General features: G+C 39.7%; 27 protein-coding genes. 9 read left to right on the top strand and 18 right to left on the bottom strand.

Going from position 1 to position 23,684, the window contains the following annotated elements; all coding sequences use genetic code 11:
- Nucleotides 1-155 precede the first annotated feature (155 nt).
- Complete coding sequence (locus KUV80_RS17175; RefSeq protein ID WP_222463959.1) at nucleotides 156-341, top strand: hypothetical protein; 186 nt, start codon at nucleotides 156-158, stop codon at nucleotides 339-341.
- A 70-nt stretch (nucleotides 342-411) separates the two neighbouring features.
- Nucleotides 412-579 (top strand): YfhD family protein, encoded by a 168-nt coding sequence (locus tag KUV80_RS17170; protein ID WP_425309091.1) that lies wholly within the window; start codon nucleotides 412-414, stop codon nucleotides 577-579.
- 369 nt (nucleotides 580-948) lie between these two features.
- On the opposite strand, the gene rlmD is transcribed toward KUV80_RS17170, so the two are convergent.
- The gene (gene rlmD, locus KUV80_RS17165) at nucleotides 949-2,340 is read right to left on the bottom strand and encodes a 23S rRNA (uracil(1939)-C(5))-methyltransferase RlmD (protein ID WP_425309110.1); all 1,392 of its coding nucleotides are present in this window, start codon (nucleotides 2,338-2,340) and stop codon (nucleotides 949-951) included.
- A gap of 252 nt (nucleotides 2,341-2,592) precedes the next feature.
- Here rlmD and KUV80_RS17160 point away from each other — a divergent pair, with 252 nt between their 5' ends.
- Entirely contained in the window at nucleotides 2,593-5,025 is a 2,433-nt protein-coding gene (locus KUV80_RS17160; protein ID WP_222463957.1) for a carbohydrate binding domain-containing protein, read from the top strand.
- Nucleotides 5,026-5,160: 135 nt separating this feature from the next.
- Here KUV80_RS17160 and pdaA read toward each other — a convergent pair whose 3' ends face one another.
- From pdaA to KUV80_RS17145, 3 genes are all read right to left on the bottom strand, one after another.
- A complete protein-coding gene (pdaA, locus tag KUV80_RS17155; protein WP_222463956.1) occupies nucleotides 5,161-5,973 on the bottom strand; it encodes a delta-lactam-biosynthetic de-N-acetylase in 813 nt (270 codons plus the stop codon).
- A 299-nt stretch (nucleotides 5,974-6,272) separates the two neighbouring features.
- Complete coding sequence (locus KUV80_RS17150; RefSeq protein ID WP_222463955.1) at nucleotides 6,273-7,820, bottom strand: fumarate hydratase; 1,548 nt, start codon at nucleotides 7,818-7,820, stop codon at nucleotides 6,273-6,275.
- A gap of 92 nt (nucleotides 7,821-7,912) precedes the next feature.
- Nucleotides 7,913-8,104 (bottom strand): SE1561 family protein, encoded by a 192-nt coding sequence (locus KUV80_RS17145; protein WP_222463954.1) that lies wholly within the window; start codon nucleotides 8,102-8,104, stop codon nucleotides 7,913-7,915.
- 132 nt (nucleotides 8,105-8,236) lie between these two features.
- Here KUV80_RS17145 and yfkAB point away from each other — a divergent pair, with 132 nt between their 5' ends.
- Together yfkAB and KUV80_RS17135 are read left to right on the top strand one after the other, a co-directional pair.
- On the top strand, nucleotides 8,237-9,355 hold the full coding sequence (yfkAB, locus tag KUV80_RS17140) for a radical SAM/CxCxxxxC motif protein YfkAB (protein ID WP_222463953.1): 1,119 nt from the start codon (nucleotides 8,237-8,239) through the stop codon (nucleotides 9,353-9,355).
- Nucleotides 9,356-9,454: 99 nt separating this feature from the next.
- A complete protein-coding gene (locus KUV80_RS17135; RefSeq protein ID WP_222463952.1) occupies nucleotides 9,455-9,790 on the top strand; it encodes a winged helix-turn-helix transcriptional regulator in 336 nt (111 codons plus the stop codon).
- Nucleotides 9,791-9,829: 39 nt separating this feature from the next.
- Here the strand turns inward: KUV80_RS17135 and KUV80_RS17130 are convergent, their stop codons facing one another.
- Together KUV80_RS17130 and KUV80_RS17125 are read right to left on the bottom strand one after the other, a co-directional pair.
- The gene (locus KUV80_RS17130) at nucleotides 9,830-10,672 is read right to left on the bottom strand and encodes a YfkD famly protein (protein WP_222463951.1); all 843 of its coding nucleotides are present in this window, start codon (nucleotides 10,670-10,672) and stop codon (nucleotides 9,830-9,832) included.
- A 123-nt stretch (nucleotides 10,673-10,795) separates the two neighbouring features.
- Nucleotides 10,796-11,179, bottom strand: coding sequence for an OsmC family protein (locus tag KUV80_RS17125; protein ID WP_222463950.1), 384 nt, complete (start codon nucleotides 11,177-11,179; stop codon nucleotides 10,796-10,798).
- 89 nt (nucleotides 11,180-11,268) lie between these two features.
- Between KUV80_RS17125 and KUV80_RS17120 the strand changes: the two genes are divergently transcribed.
- Both KUV80_RS17120 and KUV80_RS17115 read left to right on the top strand, forming a co-directional pair.
- Nucleotides 11,269-12,447 (top strand): MFS transporter, encoded by a 1,179-nt coding sequence (locus KUV80_RS17120; RefSeq protein WP_246625282.1) that lies wholly within the window; start codon nucleotides 11,269-11,271, stop codon nucleotides 12,445-12,447.
- A gap of 128 nt (nucleotides 12,448-12,575) precedes the next feature.
- A complete protein-coding gene (locus tag KUV80_RS17115; protein WP_222464006.1) occupies nucleotides 12,576-13,025 on the top strand; it encodes a TlpA disulfide reductase family protein in 450 nt (149 codons plus the stop codon).
- A gap of 37 nt (nucleotides 13,026-13,062) precedes the next feature.
- On the opposite strand, the gene KUV80_RS17110 is transcribed toward KUV80_RS17115, so the two are convergent.
- From KUV80_RS17110 to KUV80_RS17100, 3 genes are all read right to left on the bottom strand, one after another.
- A complete protein-coding gene (locus KUV80_RS17110) occupies nucleotides 13,063-13,494 on the bottom strand; it encodes a VanZ family protein (protein WP_338083521.1) in 432 nt (143 codons plus the stop codon).
- A gap of 118 nt (nucleotides 13,495-13,612) precedes the next feature.
- The gene (locus KUV80_RS17105) at nucleotides 13,613-14,209 is read right to left on the bottom strand and encodes a DedA family protein (RefSeq protein WP_222463948.1); all 597 of its coding nucleotides are present in this window, start codon (nucleotides 14,207-14,209) and stop codon (nucleotides 13,613-13,615) included.
- 267 nt (nucleotides 14,210-14,476) lie between these two features.
- Complete coding sequence (locus KUV80_RS17100) at nucleotides 14,477-15,352, bottom strand: YihY/virulence factor BrkB family protein (RefSeq protein ID WP_246625281.1); 876 nt, start codon at nucleotides 15,350-15,352, stop codon at nucleotides 14,477-14,479.
- A gap of 158 nt (nucleotides 15,353-15,510) precedes the next feature.
- Between KUV80_RS17100 and KUV80_RS17095 the strand changes: the two genes are divergently transcribed.
- Nucleotides 15,511-15,765, top strand: a complete 255-nt coding sequence (locus tag KUV80_RS17095; protein WP_222463947.1) for a GlsB/YeaQ/YmgE family stress response membrane protein — start codon at nucleotides 15,511-15,513, stop codon at nucleotides 15,763-15,765.
- 97 nt (nucleotides 15,766-15,862) lie between these two features.
- Here KUV80_RS17095 and KUV80_RS17090 read toward each other — a convergent pair whose 3' ends face one another.
- The 8 genes from KUV80_RS17090 to KUV80_RS17055 form a co-directional block, all read right to left on the bottom strand.
- Entirely contained in the window at nucleotides 15,863-16,288 is a 426-nt protein-coding gene (locus KUV80_RS17090) for a GNAT family N-acetyltransferase (protein ID WP_222463946.1), read from the bottom strand.
- 14 nt (nucleotides 16,289-16,302) lie between these two features.
- Nucleotides 16,303-16,773 carry a low molecular weight protein-tyrosine-phosphatase gene (locus KUV80_RS17085; protein WP_222463945.1) on the bottom strand — a complete coding sequence of 157 codons (471 nt, stop codon included), beginning with the start codon at nucleotides 16,771-16,773 and terminating at the stop codon, nucleotides 16,303-16,305.
- Between the two features lie 114 nt (nucleotides 16,774-16,887).
- Complete coding sequence (locus tag KUV80_RS17080) at nucleotides 16,888-17,595, bottom strand: ABC transporter ATP-binding protein (protein WP_222463944.1); 708 nt, start codon at nucleotides 17,593-17,595, stop codon at nucleotides 16,888-16,890.
- Between the two features lie 12 nt (nucleotides 17,596-17,607).
- Nucleotides 17,608-18,384, bottom strand: coding sequence for an ABC transporter ATP-binding protein (locus KUV80_RS17075; RefSeq protein ID WP_222463943.1), 777 nt, complete (start codon nucleotides 18,382-18,384; stop codon nucleotides 17,608-17,610).
- A gap of 13 nt (nucleotides 18,385-18,397) precedes the next feature.
- Nucleotides 18,398-19,687, bottom strand: coding sequence for a branched-chain amino acid ABC transporter permease (locus tag KUV80_RS17070; protein WP_222463942.1), 1,290 nt, complete (start codon nucleotides 19,685-19,687; stop codon nucleotides 18,398-18,400).
- Between the two features lie 9 nt (nucleotides 19,688-19,696).
- Nucleotides 19,697-20,683 carry a branched-chain amino acid ABC transporter permease gene (locus tag KUV80_RS17065; protein WP_222463941.1) on the bottom strand — a complete coding sequence of 329 codons (987 nt, stop codon included), beginning with the start codon at nucleotides 20,681-20,683 and terminating at the stop codon, nucleotides 19,697-19,699.
- A 91-nt stretch (nucleotides 20,684-20,774) separates the two neighbouring features.
- On the bottom strand, nucleotides 20,775-21,965 hold the full coding sequence (locus KUV80_RS17060) for a branched-chain amino acid ABC transporter substrate-binding protein (protein WP_222463940.1): 1,191 nt from the start codon (nucleotides 21,963-21,965) through the stop codon (nucleotides 20,775-20,777).
- Nucleotides 21,966-22,192: 227 nt separating this feature from the next.
- A complete protein-coding gene (locus tag KUV80_RS17055; protein ID WP_222463939.1) occupies nucleotides 22,193-22,594 on the bottom strand; it encodes a secondary thiamine-phosphate synthase enzyme YjbQ in 402 nt (133 codons plus the stop codon).
- Nucleotides 22,595-22,775: 181 nt separating this feature from the next.
- Between KUV80_RS17055 and KUV80_RS17050 the strand changes: the two genes are divergently transcribed.
- Nucleotides 22,776-23,543, top strand: coding sequence for a DUF3050 domain-containing protein (locus tag KUV80_RS17050; protein WP_222463938.1), 768 nt, complete (start codon nucleotides 22,776-22,778; stop codon nucleotides 23,541-23,543).
- A gap of 67 nt (nucleotides 23,544-23,610) precedes the next feature.
- On the opposite strand, the gene KUV80_RS18925 is transcribed toward KUV80_RS17050, so the two are convergent.
- On the bottom strand, nucleotides 23,611-23,684 hold a 74-nt coding region (locus KUV80_RS18925; protein WP_425308493.1), incomplete at its 5' end, for an IS3 family transposase.

Raw genomic sequence — 23,684 nt, 5'->3', positions numbered from 1 at the left:
CATTTTCGTTCAGGATGCTCGCTTTCCGGGGGAAGCGTGCGATGAACCTAGCCAGGATTTCCGCACCAATCAACTTGTCAATGAAGAGTATAAAAAAATGAATTTTAGCAACAACCGTTTAGAAGCGCTTTATCATTAATAAGGAGGCTATTGTAATGAAAAATAACAAACATACAGCGAAAGAACGTAACGAGGAACTAACGAAAACGCAAGAAGTGACTTATGCACAAGAAATGAATTCTATTCCACAAGCAGAGGAAACAAAAGAACAAACAAATGAAGATTATTCTTATGAAGGTTTAATCTTCCTGTTATATGATCTTGATATCTGCACATTCTAATTAGCGAGGACAAGTTCCTCATCGCTTTTGATTTACGTTTTAAACATTGTATCTTTAAGGAGGTATTTTTGTGGAAAAACGTAATAAAAAGTACAACCCATCGCACAACATAGCTAACGCTTCACAAGCCAACGGACTTGACGTCGAGTACTCAAGTGAATTGGCAGATCAGAATGATCTTGAAGCACAAGCTCGTGCACAAGCAGCTGACCGACGCCAAAATAAAGGCCGTCGCTAAGTGCAAAAAGACCTGCTGGGATAGCAGGTCTTTTTGTGATATAGGAATTATTACTCATGTATATCGTTTGTGGATAAAGTTATACACAACTTGTTTATATTGTGCATAACCATATTGGCTTTTTAAAAACATATGTGCAATTCTGTGCAAAACTGGTTAGTTATGCACATTTTCTGTGGAAAACCATGTGGATAGTGTGTATATTTCTGAATTTTTGAAGCAATAAAATTATTATTTAAATCAATGATTTTAATCAAGTAAGATCATTGCCTTAAGTTTTATTATTCCTTTTCATGACAATAGACCCTATAGCCTCTGCGACATTCATCCTTCTAATCTAACCACTAAAATGACCTTTTCAAAAACCTTTTATTTTAAAACGAGTGTGCAGACTGCTTCTACTTGAGATGTTTGCGGAAACATATCCACAGGCGTAACTTGTTCTACTTCAAATCCTTTACTTATCAACATGTGGACATCTTTTGCTAAAGTCGAAGGATTACAAGACACATAAATCATTCGCTTCGGCTTAATTTTTGCTACAGTATCAAGAAAAGTCTGGTCACAGCCCGTTCTCGGTGGATCCACCACAATTACATCAGGACGCCACCCTTCTTTTAACCATTTTGGAAGAAGGTTCTCCGCTTTTCCTGCTTCATATAACGCATTCGAAATTCCATGTTTTTCGGCATTCTTTCTTGCATCAAGAATGGACTCTTTAATAATATCCATCCCTCTTACCTCTTTTGCATCCTTTGCAAGCCACATTCCGATCGTCCCAGAACCGCAATAAGCATCCACAATCTTTTCTTTACCTGTAAGTTTCGCCTGTTTTTTTACTTCATCATAAAGTTTTAATGTTTGCTGCGGATTTAACTGAAAGAAGGCACGAGCCGATAACTCAAAGCTCAAGTCCCCTAAATGCTCTGTAATTGTATCTTTTCCGAATACCCCTTCCGTCTTCTCACCAAAGATGAGTGACGTTTTCTCATCGTTTACATTTTGTACAAACGACGTAACTTGGGGCAGACGCTTTTTGATCTCAGAGATAAACAAGTCCTTTTTAGGTAATGATTCAGTGGCCGTAACAAGGACAAGCTGAATCTCATCTGTTCTAAAAGCTGTCCGTACTACAATCGTCCGGATACTCCCTGTACGTTTTCGCTCGTTATAAACAGAAAGATTTAAATCACGAATGATTTGTTTTACCGTATTGGTTACGATATTTGTATCTTCATGCTGGACAAGACAATGATCGATGTTGATCAGTTTATGAGAGTTGCTGCTATACAAGCCTGCTATGATGGTATCGTTATTTCTTCCCACTTGAAATTGACTCTTGTTGCGATAAGCCCATGGCTCTTCCATACCAATGGTTTTACTGATTGGAAGCTCGTTCTTCTGAATCTTCGTATATCGTTCAAAGGCTTGAACGACAATATCCCGCTTCTCTTTCAGCTGTGAAGCATATGCTAAATGCTGAAGCTGGCAACCGCCGCATGTCTCATAAATGGGACAAAGCGGAGTGACACGATTCTTAGCAGCCTTCTTTATTTTATTGATTTTGCCTTCTGCTCGATTTGGAAACACCTTGGTGATCTCAACTTGAATTTCCTCACCAGGAAGAGCACCAGGGACAAATACAACCTGGCGTTTATAAAACCCAATACCTTCCCCGTTAATTCCTAGCCGTTTTATGCTAAGCGGAAAGGTCTGTCCTGTTTTCATAAGTGGATTGCTGTTATTTTTCATGGTATTCACTACCTTCTTCACTAAAAAGTCGCTTTTCTTATTGTAGACGAAACTGACGAGTTCTACCAACTTCAATTCCCTTCCAAACATTAAATAAATACTAGGTAAACTTTTAGAAAAATCAAAAATATTACTAAAGACAGATTGAATAGAAAAATGAACCATTGTATAATGTTTACGAAAGCGCTTTCGTAGTTTTTCGAAACCGGTTTCGTTCCGAGTACAAGTATCATTTTATTATTAAAAGGAGGTTAACATTCTTTGAAAAAAACCTTTGCTTTTGCTCTTAGTGCTCTATTATTGTTGCCAAGCGGGGCTATGGCATCTCCGAAAGAAGATGATCATGCTGTGAAAGAAAAAAAGAATGCTAAAACGAAGTGGACTCTTACCTGGTCAGATGAATTTAACAAGCCTGAAATTGATTCTAGTAAATGGACGTACGATATTGGGAACTGGATAAAAGATGAAGAAGGCAATTATATTTCTCCAGGTTGGGGCAACAACGAAAAACAATATTATACGAGTTCTGAAAACAACTCTTTTGTTAAAGATGGTAAATTAATTATTCGTGCCCAAAAAGAACGTACGACTGATGACTCCGGGACCTATGATTATACGTCAGCCAAATTAAAAACAAAGGGTTTGTTCAGTCAAACCTATGGACGGTACGAAGTTCGAGCTAAGTTGCCTACCGGGAAAGGTCTTTGGCCAGCGATTTGGATGCTGCCTGAACAAGACAAATACGGCGGATGGGCTGCATCTGGAGAAATTGATATCATGGAGGCCTGGGGCAGTAAACCCAATAAAGTAGCAGGCACCATTCATTATGGTGAGTCATGGCCGAACAATCGCTATACTGGGAAAGATTTCGAACTGCCAGCAGGAAGCGGTATCGATACTTGGCATACGTATTCAATCGAATGGGAACCCGGTGAAATTAGATGGTATGTAGATGGAGAACTGTATCAAACGCAAAATGAATGGTACGCGAAAGGACAAAATAATCCGATAAAGTTTTCTTATCCTGCTCCGTTTGATCAAAACTTTTACTTAATCATGAATCTTGCTGTAGGAGGTTGGTTTGATGGAGATCCCGACGAGACGACTCGATTCCCTCAGCAAATGGAAATCGATTATGTTCGTGTTTACGATTTAAAAAATAAGGATTACCGAGACCCGATTGAGCCTTCACCACAGCCTGTGGAATTGCCCGCAAACGCAAAACAACCGTTAGCTGACGGAAATCTTATCTACGATGGCAACTTTGAAAAACAGATTTCACTCATCGACCAGAGTGAAAAGCCATTAGATGCCTTGTATTGGAACCTTGTCACTCTACCCGATTTTGGCGGTGAAGCTTCTGTTGAACCAGATGTAATCAATGACAAGACTTTTGCTAAAGTAACCCCACAAGTACCAGGCTCTTTTTCTTATTCTGTTCAAGCCATCCAACTTCTTTCTGTTGGTAAAAACGGCCGTTATAAAGTAAGTTTTGACGCAAAATCAACGACTGACCGGCAAATGTCCGTAAAAGTTGGCGGTGGAGCTGATCGTGGGTGGAGTAAATATTCAAACGAAGAAAGCATTAAATTAAGTGACCAACTTGAGTCCTACTCGTTTACATTTGATATGCTTGCGGATACTGATATTGCCGCACGACTAGAGTTTAATCTTGGAAATAATGGTACGAGTCCTGTTTGGCTTGGAAATGTACGTGTAGAACAAGTAACAAATGAGCCAATTGATGAGACAGCTTCAAAAAATCCACTGCCAGATGGCAACCATGTATATAACGGTACCTTTGACCAAGGAAATATGAATCGTATGACTTATTGGAGTTTTGCCTCCAGCAACAAGAAAGATAAAGCTACTGTTAATGAGGAAACTCGGGAATTTCATGCAAATTTAAAAGGACATCCCGCTCAGGAAAAGGATAAGTACCTTGTCCAAAAAGGGGTACAGCTCATTAAGGACAACGAGTATGCTTTATCCTTTAAAGGAAGATCAGACAAAGACCGTAACATTACAATCGGGCTTTTAAGTGAGGATGGCCGTATATCCTATATAACTCCTTATACGGTAGAATTAGACAAAAAGGACCATACTTTTGAAACGAAGTTCTTGTTCAACGGAGAAACTTCTGACTATAACAGCCAACTGATCTTCTTTTTAGGCGGTCACTCGGCAGATGTTTATTTGGACGATATCGTTCTAAAAAAATTAACCAATATCCCTGACTACAATAATGTGGATATGATCCCTTTAAAAAATGGTGATTTCCGTTCTGGACTATCGTTCTGGAACAGCTACATTCATTACGATGCAAAGGCTGCTATCGTCAGTGAGTACGAACAAGCTCAAATTCGCATCGAATCTGAGGGGAATGAAACTTGGAGTGTCCTCTTAGAGCAAGGTAATCTTAATTTAGTTGAAGGGCTTCAGTATGAATTACGTTTTACTGCTCGCTCCGAAATAGCTCGTGATATGGAAGTCACATTAGAAAACGCACAATACAACAGATATTTTAATGAAAAAGTTGCAGTCGGAGCTGAAGAAACGAATTATGCATTTACCTTTTCTCCATCAGCATCCGATACGATGGCATTAAAATTCCTTCTTGGAAAAAGTTCTGGATCTCCTTTTGGTCCACACACGATTTATTTGGATAATGTGGAACTGAAAGTACTTAAATAAATTTTTATTGAAAAGCGCTTAAATTCAATCCTCATGATAAGAATCGAGGATACGTTTAAGCGTTTTTTTAATACCTCCTTAACACACAGCTTTCCATTAAAAAAGTACCTTTGTATAGGATACAAAGATACTGATTTAAGATTTAAACAATATTGGTATTGTAGACTTCTTCAATTGCAAGTCGTCGAGACTCTTGAACGTATAGCCTTTCTTTTGAAGAGCCTCTATCGTCCTTTCTAATGCATCCGCGTTATCTTTTGAAACGGTATGCAGGAGCATAATACTGCCAGGGTGTATTTGATTCAAAATTTGGTTGTAAGAATACTTCCAACCACGTTGTTTGTTGGTTTCCCAATCAAGAAAAGCAAGTGACCAAAACACATGAGTATAGCCTTCTTCTTTCGCGAGCATAATGGTTCTTTCACTGAAAACTCCTCTAGGCGGACGAATATAATGCATATCCGTTCTTCCCGTCAGTTCAGTATATCTCAGCTTAACCTTCTCAAGTTCATTTTTGAGACGCTGATCAGATACTTGAGTGAGATCTGGATGATGATAAGAATGGTTACCAACAATATGCCCTTCTTCAGCCATTCGTTTTATTAGGTGAGGGTGTGTCTTCATAAATTGTCCGGTTACAAAAAAGGCAGCAGGTACTTTTTTCCTTTTTAATACATCCAGTACATCATCGGTATAGCCGTTTTCATACCCATTATCAAAGGTTAAATAAATGTCCTTTTTGTCAGGTTTACCGATAAAAAGACTGTCGTATTTGTTAATGAGCTTCATATACTTTACATCTGTTACTGGCGGTGTTTCTTTCCCCTTTTTCTCAAAGTACCATTCCAGTCTTTCGTTAGAAACTTCTCGCTGTGCATAAGAAACATGTGTTTGTGATAAAAATAAAATGGAAACCAATAATAGGCACAGGAGCCGGTTGATTTTCATTAAGACTTCCTCCTTCAAACGACAACCTATACCTTTATTGTGCTTTTATGAAGTAAAACCATGCTAGGGATATAAAGGAAACGGGGAAAGCTTAATGGATTTCTTAATGCTTTTGGGCTGAATCCTAATATTTTTGGGCTGAATCCAAAAGTTTAGGTGCTGAATCCAAAAGTTTTGCGGTCCAATCCAAAAGTTTTAGGCATCAATCCACGAGTCGACAGGATTAGGCATTTTTCGACTCACTCCAGCTAAATAATAAAAACCACAGCCCAGAATCTCAACTGTGGTTTCAACTCATTTTATTTAAAAACTGGATCTTTAAACTGCTCCAGCTTCTGTAGTGACGATTTCTCTACATGCTCGTGAAGACTGTTACCATGGGAATCCATCGTTACAACAGCTGTAAATCCGTTAACTCGGATATGCCACATCGCTTCTGGAATACCGAATTCCATCAGATCAACACCTTCTACCGTTTCCATGCGCTCAGCATAATATTGTGCAGCTCCGCCGATCGCGTTCAGGTAAACTCCACCATGTTCTTTAAGGGCAGCAAGTGTTTTTGGTCCCATTCCACCCTTTCCGATTACCGCTCGGATGCCGAACTTCTTCATGATGTCACCTTGATAAGGTTCTTCACGAATGCTTGTCGTTGGCCCTGCCGCCTTCACTACCCAGTTTCCATCAGCATCCTTTGCCATAACGGGTCCGCAATGGTAGATGATTTGACCGTTTAGATCAATCGGTGCAGGATTGTCCATGAGGTGCTTATGAATCGCATCACGGCCGGTATGCATCATGCCGTTGATGGTAACAACATCGCCTACTTTTAACTGACGGATTTCTTCCTCAGTGATTGGAGCTTCCAAGACGATATTACGTGTTTTTTCTTCTTGATGCTCAACAGCTGCCGCGGCTTCTTCTTCAGCTTTTGAAAAATCAACCTCTTCCCCTTCTTGATAAAGCCACTCTTGGATTTCTCCTGTTTCTGCATGCAGCTTCACACCTAAACGGCGATAAGCCCAGCAGTTATATGCAACTGAAACAAAAAAGCTCGCAGGAATACGATTGATCACACCCACTTTACAGCCTAATAGAGTGGTTTCACCGCCAAAGCCCATCGTACCGATCCCGAGCTTGTTCGCATTCTCCATCACATATTCTTCAAGCTTTCGGAGATTATCGTTCGGATTCACATCATCTACTGTACGGAACAACATTTCTTTAGCCAATTCGTAACCCGAAGTTCGATCTCCCCCGATTCCTACTCCAATAAAACCAGCGCTGCAGCCTTGCCCTTGAGCTTGATAAACAGAATGCATAATACACTTGCGGATTCCATCTAAATCTCGTCCAGCTCGTCCTAGACCTTCTAACTCTGCCGGCAGGCTGTATTGAATGTTTTTATTCTCACAACCGCCTCCTTTTAAGATTAGGCGCGCATCGATATAATCTTCTTCCCATTGTTCGAATTTAATTACAGGCGTTCCATCACCAAGATTGTCCCCGCTGTTATCCCCTGTGATTGAGTCAACAGAGTTAGGTCGCAGTTTCGTATCTTTTGTAGCATCTGCAATCGCTTGACGAATCGCTTTTTTCATTTGAATCTGGTTTGCCCCGACTGGAACTTTAATCTTAAACGTTGGAAGCCCAGTATCCTGACAGATCGGCGATACATTTTCGTCAGCTTTTAAAATATTATCTGTAATAGTATCTAAAGACATCGCTGCACGTGTTCCTGCATTTTCCGTAAGCTTCGCAGCAAGGATGGCACGGCGAACATCTTTCGGCAATTTAGTTGATGTTTCAACAATCAGTTTGTACATACTTTCCTGAAATTTTTCCATCTCTCCACTACCCCTTTGTAAGCGTAAACAATTTTGTTGCTTATATTATAACAAAAAAATCCGTTCCTTTAATAAAGAAACGGATTTGGCGCTTATTTTTCTTCCCAATCGTGACGAAATTGCTTACATTTCATCTCAAGATCGTCCAGCATTGAAATAATTTTGTCGATCTCATCAATCCCGGCTGTTTCAGCATCTATAGAATCTAAAACATCAACTAATAAATCAATACGGTTTTTAATATATTCTTTTTGGGAGGATTTATCTTGAATAGAGTTACCCATGTTGATCTCTCCTTTCCATCCATTCTACTTTAACAAGGTGAGAAGCTTTTGCCAACATAAGTTTACCCTTTTTCTTTGCGGTCTGTTCAGTTAAGATAAATATTGTCCATTTTGGCATGAAGGAGATTTTTTATGGTGTCACATACAACGTTAAAAGCCATTACCCCGGAATATGATCCGTGGGAAGCTTATTTAGATATAAGCGAGCATCAGAAGCTGCAATTATCTAATATTGAAATCACAACAACAACCCTATGCAATATGCGCTGCGCTCATTGTGCGGTCGGCTACACACTGCAAACGAAAGATCCAGAGCCGCTTCCACTGGAGGTCGTTATAAAACGACTGGATGAGATTCCTCAATTAAGAGCGTTCAGCATAACGGGCGGAGAGCCTATGCTGTCGGTAAAATCGGTGGACCATTATGTGGTTCCCTTATTAAAGTATGCTAGAGAACGTGGAGCACGCACACAGATCAATTCTAATTTAACTTTAGATTTGGCTCGATATGAAAAAATTATTCCTTATTTAGACGTACTTCATATTTCTCATAACTGGGGAACACTTGAAGAGTTCTCGGAGACAGGTTTTGCCATGATGGAAAAAAAGCCTTCGTTGAAACAAAGAGAAGCCTACTTTTCACGTTTAACTGAAAACGCACAAGCACTCACAAAGGCAGGGGTTATGGTTTCTGCTGAAACGATGCTCAATAAAAAGACGCTCCCTTACTTGGAAGACATTCATAAGCACGTTCTGGCTATGGGCTGTCAACGCCATGAAATACACCCTATGTATCCGAGTGATTTTGCTAGTACACTTGAAACCATCAGCTTAAAAGAAATGCGTGAAAGCATTCATCATCTGCTTGATATCCGTGATAAAAAGACATGGATGCTGTTTGGCACCCTTCCCTTTTATGCATGTTCGGATAATAAGGAAGACTTACGCTTATTAAAGCGGCTGCAAAATGAAGAGAATGTAACGGTACGCAATGATCCGGACGGACGGTCGCGCCTAAACATCAACCTGTTTGACGGCAATATTATTGTGACAGACTTTGGTGATGCACCTCCACTTGGAAACATTATGGATACCAGTTTGTTACAAGCTTACGAAACGTGGAATGAATCCAAGCTTGCAAAAGAGCTCGGCTGTCACTGTCCTGCTGTGAAGTGCCTTGGACCTAACGTTCTCGTCAAGCACTCTTATTACTCAAAGGTTGAGTTTCAAAATAGAACATCAAAGCTTTAACGCATTAAAAAGTTATAAACTTTACAAAAGTAAGTTTAAACAGTATAATGAACGTTAACAATACTTGTAAAGAAGCTTTGTTCTATAGAGGTGAATAATATGGATTACAGCACAATGTGTCCCAAATATGAAGTAGCCATTGATATAATTGGTAAAAAATGGACAGGACTCATCATTCGTGTTTTGATGGGCGGCCCAAAACGCTTTAAAGATATTAAGTCCCAAATCCCTGAGATGAGTGATCGTATGCTCACCGAACGCATGAAAGAATTGGAGTCAGTAGGAATCGTTAAACGGAATGTTTATCCTGAGACACCTGTTCGGATCGAATATGGATTAACAGACAAAGGAAATTCTTTAAAAACAATTATCAATGCTATACAAGACTGGAGTGAACAATGGGTCGACCATTGCTCAGATTCGGAGTCTAAATAATAATAAAGAAAAGGACAGCCGTTTAATCGCTGTCCTTTTTTACATATTACTTGTATGGAAACGGAATGAAACATGATCTTGAATCGGAATCCAAGCTCCAATCCCTTGTTGCGTCACATTTTGAATGACGATTTCTCTTTTTCCGCCTTTTAACACAATGTAAACTTCTCCGTAGGTCACACGCCCTCTTTCATTCACTGCCGGAACATAACTGTACAAATACCCGACTTGTTTTGGAGAAACGTGGTATACATTAGACTTTTTCGTGCCTGCTCCAACAGCTGTCTGGAACGCCAGCGGCAGCTTAGATCTTTCAGCTGCGGAAATGAGCATCATCTTCTGAACAGCCTCACTATTAGGAATAGATGCTGTTAGTCCTCCGCTTACTTTTTTATGAGCTGTTTGATTATAATACAATTTTGCGATGGATTTTGCTCCTCTATTATCTAAGCGGTTTGAATTAATTTGTTGATGTTCCCAGTTTACCGTTGTTTCCGTCGATTGATAAGAAAGCGGCCATTGTCCCAAATAAATTTTTGCTCGATACCAGAAAGCTACTTTTGAAGCGTTGATGCTTGATTCGTTCAAAAGTCTGATCAAATCCGGATTTGTGATCGGTACGTCAGACGTTTTTAGCATCGCTTTTGCAAGCTTACTCGGCTCTAAATAAGGAAGGTCTTGTGCAGAGTTGGGATACGTATTTTCTTTAGATATACTCAGCACGGAACCTGGAACTTTTATTTCGGCACTTTTAGGCGCTTTTTCAACGGCTTTTTCAGTAGCCTTTTTTGTTTGCTTTTCAGTTGTTTTTTCAGCTGAGAAAGCCTGATTTGTAAACGCAAAAAGCATAATGAATATGAAAATAAAAATTCTTTTTCTCATAACATCCTCCTTTACCCTATTTTTTTCTATCACCTAAAATTTATCCATATTAAACGTCCTCTTTCGGTCGGGTATTGTTGGAAATAAAAAAAGCTCCGATTCTTGTTCGAATCGGAACTTCAATTATGCCTTGATCTCAAAACTCTCTGTAACCGTAATACTGTCTTTGACAGACTGGACCATAGAACAATTTTTTCGTGTTACCACTAAAGCTTTTTCAACTTTTTCAGGCGACAGATCATTTGCTGTAATTACAAAATGCATATGAATATCGCTTATACGGTTCGCTTCTTTCTCAATCCTTGTTACTTTTGTTTGAACCTCGATGTTTTCGTAAGGCAGCCTCATTCGCTCTAAAACTTTGCGCAAAACTCCGCCGCTGCAGACGGCAACTGATGCAACAAGCAATTGATAAGGTCTATATCCATATTCTGCATCGCCGCTAATGTGAAGGGTCCCATACTCCACTGTTGTCTCGAATCCTTTATCATTCATCTTAAAATCCATGTTTAAAATCACCTCTAACAAGTTTTTGCTCAACTTTTAACTGCATCCATTGTACAATGGTTTTAGTTTGTTTTGAAAAGGAGATGCTCATGCAGCTTTCTGCTTATAGATTTTCTGTATTAGTCAGTATTGTATTTATTTCTGGTTTCGCGCAAGGGATGCTATTGCCTTTAATCGCTGTTATTTTTGAACAAGATGGAACTTCAGCTTCATTAAATGGATTCCACGCAACTGCCCTTTATATCGGCATCTTGTTAGCATCTCCCTTTATAGAGAAGCCTTTACGAAAGTTCGGATACAAGCCGCTTATTTTATCTGGACTTTTAGCCGTTGTATTCTGTTTTTTCTTGTTTCCCTTTTGGAAAGTGTTTTGGTTTTGGTTTGTACTGAGACTGCTTATTGGCATCGGTGATCATATGCTGCACTTTTCCACACAAACATGGATTACATCAAATAGCGCTGAAAATAAGAGAGGCCGTAATATCTCTCTCTATGGTATCGCGTTTGGTGCAGGCTTTGGTATAGGACCTTTAATGACTAAATTGCTTGAGGTTAATGAGAATTTACCTTTTTGGCTTGCAGCAGGTCTTTGCTTGATGTCATTCTTCTTAATGACGACCATCCGCAACGAAAAACCGGAGACCGAATCACCAAGAACTGCTGGTGTTACTGCTTTTTCACGCTACAAAGATGTTTGGAAAATGGCATGGGTCGCGATGCTGCCGCCTTTTGGGTATGGATTTCTGGAAGCGACACTTCATGGCTCTTTTCCTGTTTTTGCTCTTCGAAATGGTATAAGTATTGATTGGGTTGCTGTTTTACTTCCTGCATTTGTTTTAGGAAGTCTCGTGTTTCAGTTGCCATTAGGGTTATTAAGTGACAAGTACGGGAGGAAACCTATCCTGATCTTCTCGTTCGTATCCGGATTCTTCTCGTTTTTAGCAACCTATTGGGCGATGCATTCCTTTTGGGTCCTTCTTACGCTATTCTTTTTATCAGGAATGTTTGTTGGATCGATGTTTTCTCTTGGAATCGCTTATATGAGTGATCTTTTGCCAAAATATCACCTTCCGGCAGGGAACATTCTCGCTGGAATCAGTTTTAGTATCGGAAGTATGTCAGGACCTTTAATCGGAGGGACCTTTATAAGCTGGTTTAAGGGAGGAGCTTTTGTCTTTGCAATCTGCGGCATGCTTTTCTTCCTTTGTCTGCCCATCCTGTTTACAAAAGGGCAATCTTATCAAAAATTGCACACGAAATCTGCTTAGTCTTCATACTTTTTCACTTTTAACTCATATTATGAAAGCAGGAATTTTGACATTGTACCCGCAATCTTTAAACTGGAAATAGAGATGAAAATACCTTTACCTATGACGATAAGGAGTCGATATGTATGATGAGATTACGTGCTGATATGCCTGAACTGAACGGTGCGACAGAATGGATCAATGGAGAAGTTTCAAAGAGCGACCTCGTTGGTGACAAACCTACACTTATACACTTCTGGTCTGTTAGCTGTGGTTTATGTAAAGAAGCGATGCCAAACATCAACCAATTTCGTGATGACTACAAAGAGGAACTGAATGTAATCGCGGTTCATATGCCACGTTCTGAAAAAGACTTGGATCTTGCTCAAATAAAAGAAGTAGCTGCCGAGCATGATATTACACAGCCTATTTTTGTGGATAATGAACATAGCCTAACAGATGCTTTTGAAAATGAGTACGTCCCTGCTTATTATGTTTTTGATGCAGAGGGTAAACTTCGTCATTACCAAGCTGGTGGAGATGGTATGAAGATGTTAACAAAACGCGTGAACCGTGTGTTAGGAAAAGAAACAAAATAATTGAACAAAAACCGGGAAGCCAGCAGGCAACCCGGTTTTACTTTTTTCTTTTTTTTATAATTTTATAACAAATTAACCCTATCATTGAACCAATTCCATTCAACAAAATATCATCAATATCAAAAATTCGCTGTGCGTATTCATTTTGTAATACTTCAATTACAAAGCTCGTACCAAAACCTGCAATAAAAATAAATCGCCATGACGAGAATCGTTGAAAGGCTGATGGCAGGAGCAGTCCTAGCGGAAAAAACAGCATGACGTTACCGAAGATATTTTTAAAGATCAGCCAATAATCATTGCTTCCCCACATCAAACGAATGCTATCGAACAGCACAAGATTAGCCGACTTTCCATAAACATACTCGTTAAAAGTAAAAAGAGTTACATAAATAAGGATGGCAAAGTACACAGAAAAAAAGAGTGCACCCCAAATGCTGAATTGCGTTCTTATTTTTTTTGTGTTCACTGCCCTTCTCCTGCCTTTATATAAAAAATTTCCATAAGTGCCTTTTTAGTTTAACACGCAAATCTCTTATGGAGTACAGGTAAAAGACACAAACTTTTCTGCAGTATTTTTCCACAATTTACGCGGTAATTTTCTTTTTGCTCTTTTTTAAGATGATTAACAAACTTCCTGCTAGTATGATCAATCCCGCTATAGGGAGCATGTACTCTTCCGCCTTCGTACCAACGTCCTTCCATTGTGGTCCGAATTGTTTTCCAAGATAGATATAAAAGGCTGTTATCGGTAACATGGCTAGAAACGTGTAGGTTGAAAATACCCAGACGTTCATTCTGGCCATCCCGCACGGAACCGAAATGGTTGTTCTAACACCGGGAAGAAATCTTCCAAAAAACGCAACACCTGCTCCATATTTTCCAAAAAAGCGATCGGCTGCATTGATTTCTTTTTCTTTAATAAACACGTATTTTCCGTATTTCATTAAAAAGGGCCGTCCCCCATACCGTCCGAGTGCATACAGCGTAAGAGGCCCAAGTGTGCCGCCTAACGTTCCCGCTAATACAGCGACCCAATAATTCATGTCTCCTTCAAATACCCAAAACCCCGCGAGCGGTAAAACAAGCTCAGCAGGAACAAATTCAAAAGTAAGTGCAATGATTAATCCGAGATAAGAAAATTGTTTTAAAAAATCGATAAATGAGAGTATAAGTGCTTCCACCCTTATCTCCTCCTTTTCTGAGTCCAAAGCGTAACGAAAAACATTATAACACAGACGTTAACGTGTAAAAAATATTTACCTAAAAAGCAAAAAGCCGCCCGTAATCGGGCAGCTTTACATTTAATGAAAGTTATTTTTCTTATTCGCACTGCTGCTTGTTTTATTTTTACTTTCATTTTTGTTGTCTTTACTTTTGTTGGTATTTTGTTTGTTGCTTTTTCCCATAAAAGTAATACCTCCTTTAGCAAAAGGTATTACTAGGATTTCCTACGATTTGGCTTTTAACAAGCCCCTTTTCTTGGCAAAATCAATCTTATATTTATGAAACGTGGCATTTAGTACACCGCCTGACAAGAGAACAATACCGGTTAAATAAAACCAAAGCATCAGCACAATAATGGCCCCAATGCTTCCGTAAGTTGCGGAATAATTGCCGAAATGATCAACATAGAAAGCGAAGCCAAATGATACGATTTGCCATAAGAAAGTGGCGACGAGAGAACCGTACCAGATTTCACTATACTTCAACTTTTTACATGGGGCTAAGTAGTAAAGAATCGAAACGACTGTTGAAATAATCAAAAAGCTGATCAACCAGCGAAGAACACCCCAAATTTGTAAAAACTCATCACTTAAACCTAAATAAGAAAAAGCTGCGTTGCCAATCATCTTACCGAACACCGGAAATACTAACGCAATGATAAAAGCAAAAATGACACCGAACGTTAAAAATATGGCAAGTAACCTTGTTTTTACGAAACTCCGGCATTCTTCAACACCGTAAGCTTCGTTTAACGTCTTAATTACTGCATTGATAGCGTTTGAAGCTGACCAAAGCGTTGCTAATATTCCAATTGAAAGGAGCCCTCCACTCCTGCCTTCAAGAACAGCCAGCAAATTTTCTCTTACCGAATCCATAGCTTCTGCTGGCACAAAGTGTTGGATCAAATCAAGGGCTTCACTAGGTTCAATAAAAAAAGCACCCAACGTCAGCAAAAAGATAAGAAAGGGGAATAACGATAATAGAAAATAATAGGCTAGCTGTGCAGCAAGGCCTGTAACATCCCCTCTTTTAAACCCGTGCATAAATTCAATTCCAAATGATTTAGCTTTCATGCTTTTAAGTATGTGCCACAATGTCAATGGTCTGCTCACCCCTTACTTACTTGTCTGTTACTTACTATCTTTCCCTTACTAGGTGTTGATAAAAACTTTTTTCAGCATAAGTTTATAAATTTTTATAATGGGTAACTTAAGAGTAATTCCATATCACAACACACAAAAAAAAGGAGGAATTTTACATGAGTTTATTATGGGCACTTATAATTGGAGGAATCATTGGTTGGTTAGCAGGACTATTAACTGGTCGTGACGTACCAGGCGGAATCATCGGTAACATCATCGCAGGTTTTGTTGGTGCATGGTTAGGTGGATTATTATTAGGTGATTGGGGTCCAATGGTAGCAGGATTTGCCATTATTCCAGCTATCATCGGAGCAATCGTAGTTGTACTTATTGTAAGCTGGATCATGCGCAGTATGCGTAGCCGCGCTTAATAAGAACCAAACAAACATATTGCAATATAGGAAAAGCTGGCTTCCAACGATCATTATTTGATCTTGATAGCCAGCTTTCTTCTGTATATATAAGGGCTTAGAACTTTTTCTTGAACACGTAACTTGGTCTTTCGTAATGCATTTTTTCTTCATAAAAACGGTGTGCATCTACTCGGTTTACGTTAGAGCTTAACGTAAGACAGTCACAGTTATTTTGTGCGGCAAACGATTCTAAAAACGCCAAAAGCTCTTCTCCATATCCTTTTGAACGTTCCTCATGGTCAGTGATCAGATCATACAGATATACATGTTTTCCATCATAGAAATTTGTAAGCATGGCAAAACCAGCAAGTGCTACAATCTTTCCATTATGATAATTTGCAAGTAGTGTATAGCCTTCTTGTTGCATGTGCAAAAAGAGTTCATAAAATAAATCCTCTGAAAGGTGCGTCCGAAGCTGACTCATTACCGGAAACGCCTCGCGCACTTCATGCTCTAACGATAGCTGCCTGATTTCACCCATGTTTATCCCCCTGTTTATAACGATTCTCTATTCTTTATTTCTTGCAGCAGTCTTTGACACCCGACTGAAACAAGTTCATATACTTCTTGAAAGTTTCCTGTAAAATACGGATCTGGAACATCCTCGAATTCATTTTCCGGTACGAAGTCCATAAGCCTTGCGATCATTCCTGTCTCTGACCGTCCAGCCATTTTATGCATATTTCCTACATTTTCAGCGTCCATCCCGATAATATAATCATATTGAGTCAAATCGTTTGTTTTGATTTGACGCGCTTTTTGTCCTTCATACGAGATTTGGTTTCTTGCTAGAATGGTTCGAGTCCCTTCATGAGGAGGCTCGCCAACATGCCAGTTGCCTGTACCCGCTGAATCGACCGAAATTCTTTCTTGAAGTCCTTCTTTTTGAATTAAGTCACGAAAAATGGCTTCAGCCATCGGAGAACGGCATATGTTGCCTAAACAAACAAAGAGTACTTTGATCATCTTTCAAACCCCCTTCATCTTCCTTTTAAAGGTATACCATTTTACAAAAGAATTAAAGGTTAATTTTAACAAAAGAAAAAACCGGGCTTGTAAGCCAGGTTATTTTCTGTAGTTTTAGGCGAGATATGCTTCGCGTACTTGTTCATTTTTTATTAAATCTTTGCCTTGGCCCGCCATTACAATTTCACCAGTCTGGATAACATAGCCGCGATGAGCGACCTGCAGAGCCTGATATGCGTTCTGTTCAACGAGAAGAATCGTCATTCCCTCTTTATTTAAGTCATTTATAATATCAAAGATTTGCTCTACAATGACGGGAGCGAGCCCCATTGAAGGTTCGTCGAGCAGCAAAAGTCGCGGTTTCGACATCAGTGCACGACCAATTGCAAGCATCTGCTGTTCACCACCGCTCATCGTACCTCCTTTTTGGCTAAGCCTTTCTTGAAGCCTTGGAAAGTATTGAAAGACGCGTTCCATCCGTTCTTTGACGGTCTTCTTATCTTTTACGATAAATGCTCCCATCTCCAGATTCTCTTTGACAGTTAGTCTCGGAAAAATTCTTCTCCCTTCTGGAACGTGAGCGATTCCTGTTTGTGCAGTCAAATGAGCAGGTTGTTTGGAAATATCTTTTCCCTCGTAAATCACAGTACCTGTTTTCGGCAGCACTTGTCCGCTTATCGTTTTTAACGTAGTCGATTTTCCAGCTCCATTTGAACCAATTAAAGTAACAATCTCTCCTTTTTCAACAGAGATGCTGACTCCTTTTAGTGCATGAATACCACCGTAAAATGTGTTTACATCGGTCAATTGTAAGATACTCATCGATTTCCCCCCTTACGCTGGCGTTACAGCACTTTTGCCAAGATAAGCTTCAATTACTTTTACATTGTTGCGAATCTCTGCTGGTTTTCCTTCAGCTATTTTTTCTCCATGATCTAAAACGATAATATGTTCTGATATTTCCATAACGAGCTTCATATCATGCTCGATTAATACGATTGTTACGTTCAGGTCATCTCTCATACGGTGAATAAACTCTGTTAACTCACGAGTTTCCCTTGGATTCATGCCTGCAGCCGGTTCATCAAGCAGCAGAAGTCGCGGTTTTGATGCTAAGGCACGAGCAATCTCTAGCCTCCGCTGAGCACCGTAAGATAGATTCTGAGCCTCTTCGTTCAAATGCTGAGCAAGACCGACATATTCCAGCCAGTGATAGGCTTCTTCTTGCGCTCGCAGTTCTTCTTCACGTACTTTTTTCGTTTGAAACAGTGTACCGACAATTCCTGCCTTCAATTGCTTATGCAAACCTACCATTACATTTTCTAGAACTGTAATATTGGAAAAAAGACGGATATTCTGAAACGTCCTTGCAATTCCGAGTCTGGAAATTTCATGGGGCTTTAATCCAACTAAAGAGCTCGATCCTAGCTGAACATTTCCTTCATCAGGCTGATAAACCCCTGTAATCAAGTTAAAAAACGTTGTTTTCCCTGCTCCATTCGGTCCGATAACTGCTGTAATGGACCCTTTTTCAACTGTCATATCAACCGAGTTAACAGCTACAAGACCGCCAAATTGTTTCTTGATATTACTGACTGTTAAAATTGACATCCCTTAACACCCCCTATGCTTGGAATCCTTTATCTGACTCTACCTTAATCTGTTTCTTTCTGTGATTCTCCGATCCTTCTTTCAATGATTCTTCATCAAAAACAGGATTTTTTGCAGGAATTAATCCTTGTGGACGGTAAATTGCAAAAATGATTAAGATGGCACCAAAGATAAATCTTTGCATTTTAGCTGGTGACAACGCTTCTGGAAAGCTAATAACCCCGTTTAAGCTTAATTGATTCAGATAATTCGTAACCTCAGTAAGTACTTGGAGGTTAAGGATCGTAATTACGGCCGCCCCTAGAATTACACCCGGAACACTTCCCATCCCGCCTAAGATTACCATTACGAGAATCGTGATAGACTCTAGCAGCGTAAAACTCGTTGGGTCAACAAACGTCTGCTTTGCCGCAAAAACAACACCCATCATTCCTGAGAAAGAGGCCCCGATGGCGAAAGCTAAAAGTTTCGTACGAACAAGATGAATCCCCATAGATTGAGCGGCAATCTCGTTTTCTCTTACCGCTTTCCATGACCGACCGATCTTTGAAAACTCAAATCTTCTTACAGCAAGAATGACAAAGAGCAAAATGGCTAAAACAATAAAATAGAACTGATTGGGATAAACGAACTGAAAGCCAAAAATTTCAGGAGGTTTTACAGATGCCAACCCCATCGCACCGTTTGTAATGTTAACCGGCTTATCCAGGTTATTAAAAACGATCCTAATAATCTCACCGAATCCCAGCGTAACAATAGCGAGATAATCTCCTTTTACACGAAGAACCGGAATTCCTAACAAAACACCAAACAGCGCCGCAACAAAACAGCCGATCAAAATAAAGATCCAAAAACTATCACCCGATAGAGGGAACACTCCGAAAGGCATGAAATTTGCAGCCTGAGCCGTAGCAAATATTCCGTATGTGTAAGCACCTATTGCAAAGAAAGCAACAAATCCAAGATCCAAAAGGCCTGCCAAACCTACAACAATATTCAGCCCTAATGCCATAGCCACATAAATACCGACGACAGTTGCTACTTCCATGTAAGACTGATAACTTGGTCCAGTGCTTGCGACAAAAGGTATGACTCCGACCAACACAACTCCAGCTATCACCCACTTTAGCCGGTCTGGAAGCTCTGTATAATAAAGCAGTAATAATGAAACTAAAAGTAGAAGAAATGCGGTAACTGAGGCTTGTGCTAAATATAAGCTCAGTGAAGTTACCAATACGTAAAGCACGAGTAATATGATCTGTGCGAGTTTGTTTCCTTTTAACTTACTTGTTAGCCTTTGCATGGTCTTCACCTACACTTTCTCAGTAACTGCTTTTCCGAACAGTCCTTCTGGTTTGAAAATCAGAACGATAATTAAGATAGCAAATGCAAAAACATCCTTATATTCAGCCCCAAGTACTCCGTTCGTTAGAAGCTGAAGATTTGCTGCTGCAAACATCTCTAAGAGACCTAGCATGATCCCGCCAGCCATCGCTCCTCTTATGTTTCCGATTCCGCCGAGAACGGCAGCTGTAAAGGCTTTTAATCCTAAAATGAATCCGATATAAGGATCAATGGTTCCGTATTGAACGGCGAACAGAACACCTGTCGCTCCACCAAGAGCGGACCCGATAAAAAAAGTGAGTGAAATGACTTTGTTCACGTTGATCGACATTAGTGATGCCGTATCACGGTCTTGAGCTACAGCTCTCATCGCCATACCCCATTTTGTTTTATTAACAAAGAAGTCCAGAGCAACCATCATCACTACAACACAAATAATGAGAATAAGGGTTGACGTTTTAAAGAACGCATCACTGAATGATGAAGAAACACTTGAAAATTTAATCGTAAACTGAGAATTGAACATCGAAGGTCCCGTTAAGATATAATTGCCTCTTTTGTATTCTGTTATAAAACGAACCAAATCTTGAAGCAAGAACGAAACACCAATTGCCGAAATGAGTGTGATGAGTTTTGGCGAGTTTCGAAGCGGCCTGTACGCCATTCGTTCTATCCCCACTCCCATAAACCCGGTAAGAATGGATGTTACAACTAATACAAGAATTAAAGCGAGAATGGCAGGCATCGCAGCGAGCCATCCCATACCTGTCATAAGAATAAGCATGGCTACACCAATAAAAGCACCTGTCATAAAGATCTCACCATGCGCAAAGTTGATCAGTTCCAATATCCCATAAACCATCGTGTACCCAAGTGCAATTACAGCATAAATGGCACCTAACGCTAAACCATCCACGAGTACTTGAGGCAATGTGTTTAAAATGTCAGCTAACATAATTTTTCCTCTCTTTCACAACTAGGGAGTAAATGTAAAAAAGAAGAGGGATATGGCCTTTAGGGTCATTCCCTCTCATGTAAACATTCGTTTACTTACTGATTTCGCCTTCTTGAACTCCAGGATATTTAGGTTCACTGAACTTATAGATGTAAACTTTTGCAAACTTGTTATCTCCAATGTCATCGAAACCAACTTGTGTAACTACACCTTTGAAATCTTGAATCTTACGAACTTCTTCAGCTACATTCTCACGAGCTGGAAGTTCTCCATCGCTTCCTTTGATTGCAGCTTCCAGTCCAGCTAGTAAAACGCTCATCGAATCATATCCGTACGCGGAATAGGATTCGACGTTTTTGTTAAACTTCTCTTTATACTTTGAAGCAAATGCTTGTCCTTCTGATGTTTTGCTTGAATCAGCTGCAACAGATGTGTAGTAAACGTTATTTACAGCATCACCTGCGATTTCAACAAGTGTAGACGAATCCAGTCCGTCTCCGCCCATGAATGGAATGGAGATCCCTTTGTCACGTGCTTGTCTGATCAATTGTCCGCCTTCTGTATATAGGCCACCAAAGAATACTAAGTCAGGTTTCTTTGCTAAAACTTGTGTAAGGACACCGTTAAAGTCTTTTTCACCAACAGTAATTCCTTCATAACCAAGAATTTCAGCTCCTGCATCTTCGGCAGCTTTCTTAAATGCATCAGCAAGTCCTGTACCGTAAGCTGTCTTATCTTGGATAACAAAGATTTTCTTCGCTCCAAGCTTTTTCATAGCAAAGTCTGCACCAGCCGGTCCTTGAAAATCATCACGAGCTACGATGCGGTTTACCGTCTTCAGACCGCGGTCTGTAACTTCTGTCGCTGTGTTAGCTGGAGAAACCATAGGAACTTTATACTTTTCATATACTTCAGATGATGGAATAGAAACGCCTGAATTTAAATGCCCCACAACACCAAGAATAGATTTGTCTGAGCCGATAAGCTGGGCGTTCGCTACACCTTTCTTAGGATCTGCTTGATCATCATATGGCACAAGCTGAAGCTTGTACCCTAAGTCCTCAAACTTCTTCTTATTGTCTTCGAGTGCTAGTTGAGCCCCAAGCTTAATGGATTCACCTAATGTTGCACTTCCGCCTGATAAAGGAGTTTGCGTGGCGATTTTGATGACCTTTCCACTTCCCTCACCGCTGCCGCTTGATCCTCCAGCATTACAGCCTGCTAAAAGTCCTAAAGATAATGCAGAAGCTGCTATTACTTTTAACCCTTTTTTAATCCCCACCTAAAATCCCCCTCATTTTGAATATTTTGATAATTTCTACTATTAAAAAAATAGTACATGAATACGAGAAGATAGACAACTAAAATTTAGAAAAAAAAGAAAAAATATATTGAATTTAAAAGTTTTCCCTTTTATTCTACAAAATCCTCTAAATATCCCTAATCAATTTGAACCACAAAAAAAGCCCATTTCATAAAGAAATCGGCATTTTTAAGTTTGCGATGAATTTATTCAGCTATTATTTTTACATGATAGTTCCTTTGTCTTGGTCCATCAAACTCACAAAAGTAAATCCCTTGCCAAGTTCCTAGCAGTAATTCGCCATTTTTAATCAGGACGGCCTGTGAGGAACCAACTGTGCTTGCTTTTAAATGTGAGGCGGAATTCCCTTCTGCATGACGATATTTCGGGTGTTCCCAAGGATAGACTTCGTCAAGTCTCATCAGCATATCTTTTACAACATCAGGATCTGCGTTTTCATTAATGGTAATTCCGGCTGTCGTATGCGGACAATACACATACATCACACCCTCTTTAACATGCTGTTCTTCTAGAAACGCTTGCAATGAACTCGTAATTTCATACATTTCATCTCTTTGATGGGTCTGGATGGTAAAGGTTTGAGCCATAATCTATCCCTCCTTCTTTATTCTTTATTAGATGATTCCCTAAACAAAACCTTTTTTATCGTACAAAAAAAGTACAGGAAATGTGAAACCTTTGTGAAACACTGCACATAATACTTCTGAAGCTAAAGTAAATCGGCTATGATGATGGTAACAAATTTATCTTGAAGGGACGATTTAATAGATGAGTAATCTTCATGTAGAAGAATTAATCGAGGTACGCGATCGCTTGCTTTCTCATCCGCTTTATAAAGAGATGAAGACACCAGAACGCATTCGCGTTTTGATGAAGCATCATGTTTTTGCAGTTTGGGATTTTATGAGCTTACTTAAGAAACTTCAGCAAGAATTAACGGGTATAACTCTTCCGTGGATGCCGCAGCCACACCCTGAATATGCACGTTTTATTAATGAAATCGTTCTCGGCGAAGAAACAGATGAAAACGGTGAAGGTGGATTCATCTCTCACTTTGAACTTTATTTAAAATCAATGAATGAAGTTGGGGCAGATAATTCTCTAATGGAGAACTACATGGAGAGAGTTTCAAGAGGCGAGGACCCGATCGAAGCCCTGAAATCATGCAACGTACCTAAGTCAGTTGAAGGTTTTGTTACCCATAGCATGACACTTGCGATGAAAGGAAAGCCCCATGAAGTGGCAGCAGCCTTTTTCTTTGGCAGAGAAGATCTGATTCCTGATATGTTCCAAACTCTTGTAGACGAAGTAGAAGCAAATGGCGTAGATGCTAAAACGCTAAAATACTATTTGCATCGTCATATTGAGCTGGATGGTGACGAGCATGGACCACTTGCAGAACGACTTCTTCTCTCTCTATGCGGAGAAGACGAATCGAAGGTAGAAGAAGCGAAAAAAACAGCACAAGAAGCATTGGAATACCGGATCATGATGTGGGATGGCGTGCTTCAAGAGATTGAAGAAAAAGGGCTTTAAATATTAATGAGAGCTGACCCCTTTGAACTGCACCCCGTCAAGTAGACAGATGAAATAATAAAACACTCTAAGCGGCTTCAACTCTATATTCTATAGGGCTGAGGCCGTTTAGTCGTTTTTGATATCTTTCATAATTATAAA

Source organism: Fictibacillus nanhaiensis (assembly GCF_019801215.1).
Lineage (GTDB): Bacteria > Bacillota > Bacilli > Bacillales > Fictibacillaceae > Fictibacillus > Fictibacillus nanhaiensis_C.
Note: the sequence above shows the minus strand (reverse complement) of the source record. Positions and strands in the feature narration are given on the sequence as shown.